This window comes from uncultured Streptococcus sp. (assembly GCF_938036805.1).
GTDB lineage: Bacteria > Bacillota > Bacilli > Lactobacillales > Streptococcaceae > Streptococcus.
In genome coordinates this window covers 1-5,007 of record NZ_CALHWC010000028.1, presented here as the reverse complement: position 1 = coordinate 5,007, position 5,007 = coordinate 1, and the positions used below count along the sequence as shown (strand labels likewise).

General features: G+C 38.2%; 4 protein-coding genes and 1 pseudogene. 1 reads left to right on the top strand and 4 read right to left on the bottom strand.

Annotated elements, in window-relative coordinates; translation table 11 throughout:
• The first annotated feature begins 186 nt into the window (after positions 1 to 186).
• A complete protein-coding gene (locus Q0191_RS01185; RefSeq protein WP_297663063.1) occupies positions 187 to 1,671 on the top strand; it encodes a DUF1846 domain-containing protein in 1,485 nt (494 codons plus the stop codon).
• A gap of 54 nt (positions 1,672 to 1,725) precedes the next feature.
• Here the strand turns inward: Q0191_RS01185 and Q0191_RS01180 are convergent, their stop codons facing one another.
• The 4 genes and pseudogenes from Q0191_RS01180 to Q0191_RS01165 form a co-directional block, all read right to left on the bottom strand.
• Entirely contained in the window at positions 1,726 to 2,160 is a 435-nt protein-coding gene (locus tag Q0191_RS01180) for a hypothetical protein (protein ID WP_297663061.1), read from the bottom strand.
• A 109-nt stretch (positions 2,161 to 2,269) separates the two neighbouring features.
• Positions 2,270 to 3,409: a site-specific integrase gene (locus tag Q0191_RS01175; protein WP_045769333.1), complete on the bottom strand. Its 1,140-nt coding sequence runs from the start codon at positions 3,407 to 3,409 to the stop codon at positions 2,270 to 2,272.
• Positions 3,396 to 3,599, bottom strand: coding sequence for a DUF3173 family protein (locus Q0191_RS01170; protein WP_000998327.1), 204 nt, complete (start codon positions 3,597 to 3,599; stop codon positions 3,396 to 3,398). Before Q0191_RS01170 ends, Q0191_RS01175 begins: the two co-directional genes overlap by 14 nt.
• Positions 3,596 to 4,588, bottom strand: a pseudogene (locus Q0191_RS01165) (replication initiation protein). The gene Q0191_RS01170 and the pseudogene Q0191_RS01165 overlap by 4 nt, the downstream one beginning before the upstream one ends.
• Positions 4,589 to 5,007: the final 419 nt, after the last annotated feature.

The window sequence follows — 5,007 nt, the reverse complement described above, 5'->3', positions numbered from 1 at the left end:
TTCCTGCAAGCGCTGGTCAAAAAGCTGGATCGCTCAACGGTGGACACGATTACCAGCTATTAACGATTTATCACCCATTCGGGTGATTTTTCTGTACATTTCATATTATCTTTACAAGTTTCCTAGCTTCAAAACCCAAAAATCTCTAATCTTTTGTTATAATTTTTATCAGAGGTAAAAACAAACATGAAAAAAAATGCTTTTGATTCTGAAAAATACTTAAACCTGCAGCGCGACCATATCTTGGAGCGCATTAATCAATTTGAGGGCAAATTGTACATGGAATTCGGCGGAAAAATGCTGGAAGACTTCCATGCTGCCCGCGTCCTGCCAGGTTATGAGCCGGACAATAAAATTAGACTGCTCAAAGAGCTCAAGGACCAAGTAGAGATTGTCATTGCCATCAATGCCAATAATATTGAGCACTCTAAGGCGCGTGGGGACTTAGGTATTTCCTATGACCAAGAAGTGCTGCGCCTAATCGATACCTTTAATGAGCTGGATATTTATGTAGGCTCAGTGGTCATTACCCAGTATTCTGGCCAGCCAGCAGCCGACCTCTTCCGAGCTCAGCTAGAAAAGAATGGGATTGACTCCTACATCCACTATCCAATCAAGGGCTACCCGACTGATATGGACCATATCATCTCACCTGAAGGAATGGGAAAAAACGATTACATCAAAACCAGTCGTAACCTAGTCGTAGTGACCGCACCTGGTCCTGGTTCTGGTAAGTTAGCTACTTGCTTGTCCAACATGTACCACGACCAAATCAATGGCATCAAGTCAGGTTATGCCAAGTTTGAGACCTTCCCAGTTTGGAATCTGCCCCTGCACCATCCGGTCAATTTAGCTTACGAGGCAGCGACGGCAGACCTCGACGATGTCAACATGATTGACCCTTTCCATCTGCAAACCTACGGAAAAACCACCGTCAACTACAACCGTGATATCGAAATTTTCCCAGTCCTCAAACGCATGCTGGAGCGCATCCTAGGCGAGTCTCCTTATGCATCCCCAACGGACATGGGCGTCAACATGGTCGGCTTTGCCATTGTAGACAACGATGCAGCTATCGAGGCATCTCAACAGGAAATCATCCGCCGCTACTACCAGACGATTCTGGACTTCAAGGCAGAGCGGGTCTCTGAATCTGCTATCAAGAAAATCGAACTATTGATGAACGACTTGGGCATCACACCGCTGGATCGCAAAGTAACCGTTGCTGCGCGTGCCAAGGCCGAAAGTACTGGCGACCCCGCTCTGGCTTTGGAATTGCCAAACGGTGAAATCGTAACCGGTAAAACCTCTGAACTCTTTGGCCCTACGGCTGCTGTCTTAATCAATGCCATTAAGAAATTAGCCAACATTGCCAAAGAAACCAAGCTGATTGAGCCTGAGTATGTCAAACCAATTCAAGGTCTGAAAATCAATCATCTGGGTAGCCGCAATCCTCGCCTCCACTCAAACGAAATCTTGATGGCTCTGGCGATCACAGCCATGGAAAATCAAGATGCTGCCAACGCTATGCAGCAACTGGGCAACCTCAAAGGCAGCGAAGCTCATTCGACTGTGATGCTGACCGACGAAGATAAAAATGTCCTGCGTAAGTTGGGCATCCATGTGACCATGGACCCTGTTTACCAGTATGATCGACTTTATAGAAAATAAAAACAAGCTCTGTTAAAGCTTGTTAGAAAAAGCTGGCGACGCCAGCTTTTTTTGTTAATAACGCTTAGACAGGAGAAAACGCAAGAGATAGTAAAGGGCCAAAACCAGAATAATGGTCAAGGTCAGAAACTGATTAAGATTTAAAATGATAGGAAAAATCATAGACAGAAGGCTCAGACCTGCTGCCAGCAGCAAAAGGATATCAAAAAGCAGAGTGCGAGTCTTTTCGTCAATCATCCGATTGCGCTCATCCGTCACCTGAATGTAGAGCCTATTAAAGGTTTCCTCCCGTTTCAAGGCAAGATTATAACGCAGAACCATCAAAGAAATCCCCAGAAGCAGACCAACCATGATGCCTTCCTGTAAATCATCCAGAGAATGAATGTAGCTCCATCCCAGCCCCAGCCAGAGGACTAGGATTAGGATGCGACCGATGGTAACCTTCCTTTGAAGTTTTTTCCGAAATTCTTGTTTCGTTAGTATTTCCATATCAACCCCCTATTAGAAATAGTGGGAAAATATGAAAAAAAGCCCTTTAAAATTAGGCTTTTGAGGTGTATTTCCTTTTTTTGGTAGCTAATTTGGTAGCCAAAGAGATTTAGTCGATAAAATCACTTGATATGAGATTGAGTTTATCTGTTAATTCGGAATCAGCGTTTGGGTATAAATGACTATAAATACTAAGTGTAGTTTTGACATCAGAATGACCTAATCGTCTTTGGATATATAGAGCATTTACATTATATTCATTAATAAGTAATGACGCATGGGAGTGTCTTAAACCTTTTGGTTGAATGTATTTAACTCCTGCACGTTTAGAATATTTCAGAATCTGGTCTCTAATACTACGTTTACGATATGGATTTCCATCAAGTGATAGAATGAACGGTATCTTGTCAACTTTTGCTTGTCGTTCTTTCCATTCTTTAAGTACGTTTAGAGTATTATCATCAAGGCCAATGGTTCGTCTGGAGCTTTCAGTTTTTAGTTTGTTACGCCGAACCCAATTATTACGGTTGATGTACTGTAAGTTATGATTGATTGCTAGAGTTTTCTTTTCAAAATCTACATCTTCCCAATAAAGAGCAGTCGCCTCATTTACACGCATTCCTGTAAAATAATAAAGCCAAAAAAGTGTATAAACAAAGTGCTCAAAGTAACTCTCTTTATCAAGACATTGTATTACTTTTTGGAACTCATCTTTTGTCCAAAAATCTATATGTTTTTTTACGATTGGAATTGGACTGATATTCTTTGTGGGGATTTCATGAAAAATCAACCCATATTTTTTTGCAGTTTTCAAAACTTGATTAAGCAATGTCATCTTGTTTCTTGCATATGAATTTGAATATCTATCTAATAAACTGTTTCTATAATTTATTACATCATAAGTTGTAATATCTCTAGGTTTTTTCTTACCAAAGTATTGGATAAATTCATCGAATATAACTTGACGTCTGTGCTCGAGATCTGGACTTGTTGTAGCGTAATAATTTGGAATAAAAACTTCTTCCATAAACTGTTTAAAAGTCCATTGAGTATGCTTAATGCTTCCTTGTTGTTGTACCTTATTCAATGCCCTTGTTCGTGCTTCAAAGGCTTCTTTAGCAGTTTGAAAACCACGTCTACGTTCTTGATATGGTTTACCAGTAGCTAGGTCAATTCCAGCTTTAAAATAATAAGTATATTTCCCAGTTTTATCATCTTTCGTAACACCAGTGTATCTAGTTTTTGACATGGAGTTCCTCCAATCCAAGTATTTCTGCTACAACTGATACTGGAACAGTTCCAAGTCCTTTATTGTTATAGAAATCGAAACCACGCTCAACCATAATATGTTTTGCTTGTCGTAAAATATTATAAGCAGTCCATTTTGAAAAACCTAAGTCCATAATTTCTTGTACTGTCATAGTTAATTTATCGTTCATAAGTCACTTTCTCCTTTACTAGTAAGTTCTAGGAATTCTACTATTAATTGTTTTAGTTCATTATTTAATCGTGGGGTTTGTTCTTTAAGTGCATCTTGTAGTTCTAAAGAAAATGAGCTACTATCAAATGCTTTTAAATGTTTTCTAAGTCTAGTCTTTTTAACTCTTATAGTGTTAGGTTTCAGATAGGGGAATAATTCGGGTAAGAGTGCAGGTTCATGGAGAAAGATATAAGCAAATGCTTTGCTATCATCTGGAACACTTGAGAGACTAAAAAAGCTAAAATTCTCCAATCGTTTAGAAATCTCTGAAATGGTTTCTTCATTTATAGCCTTTGTCCGAAGTTGGAACTCTAATCGCCACCAAAAAGGCTTACTCTCTATATTTAATTTATCAGCTCTTTTATGACTTAATACCTCTATATTCTTATCATACAAACGTACTTGAACGTTGCTACCACTTGCACCCCAGTATTTACTTTCTATATTGCCCCCTCTACCGTAGAATATTTTATGACTAACCCCTCCTTTGATATGTTGTAAAAAAACTATTTCTGGCCTATTAAAGATATCAAAAGCAAGATCTAATCGTGATAGTCTAATTTCTAATCGATTTAATCGAGCGTAATTCATAATCTGCCTCCACACTTGTAAACCCTCAAATTCTTTTAGTGAGTTTGGGTTGAAGTCTAGGCGTATAACTTGATAACCACCATAATCCGATAGTTAGAAGAAAATTAGATTTATACTATCTTCGTTTATTGTTTTATATAGAGTAAAATAGTCTTCTCTTAGATTTTCTTGAATACTAAATTCTTGAATTATATTATCGAGTGATTTTCGTAATTCACGAAATATTCGTCTAAGTGATTGGTTCTCACTATCAAAGATTACTGTTAATCGGTCAATGCTGATATAAATAGATTTTTCTAGTTTTGATAAATCTACTTGATTTTGATATTCTCGTAGAGATTGAATGGTATTTTTCAACTGTAACGCCTCCTTTCTATACTTAAAATCTGCGTAATTAGTTGCCACTATTGATTTTTGCCGACGACTCGTTACTTAGGACGTTGCCTTAAGTGTATCGGTTTGCTGGCTGTTAGAATAGCCAGCTTTTGTTTGGCTAGAAATTGTATGGACGCCAGTCTGCAGGACTTCGCCTGACTTCCCGTCAGGCTCGTCCCTTGACCTTGTCCACACAATTTCTAGCACCAAGGCTTTGAATAGTCATAAGTCATAGTCTCGTCCTCAACTTCTTCCTCACTCACCAAACCTAAACTTACGAGCTATTTTTTATTATTTATAACTTACTTATAAGTTATAAATATATTTTATAAAAAATATTTTAATCAGTCAACTAAAAACTTGATTTGTAAGTTTATAGGTGATAAAATAAGTTAAAAATA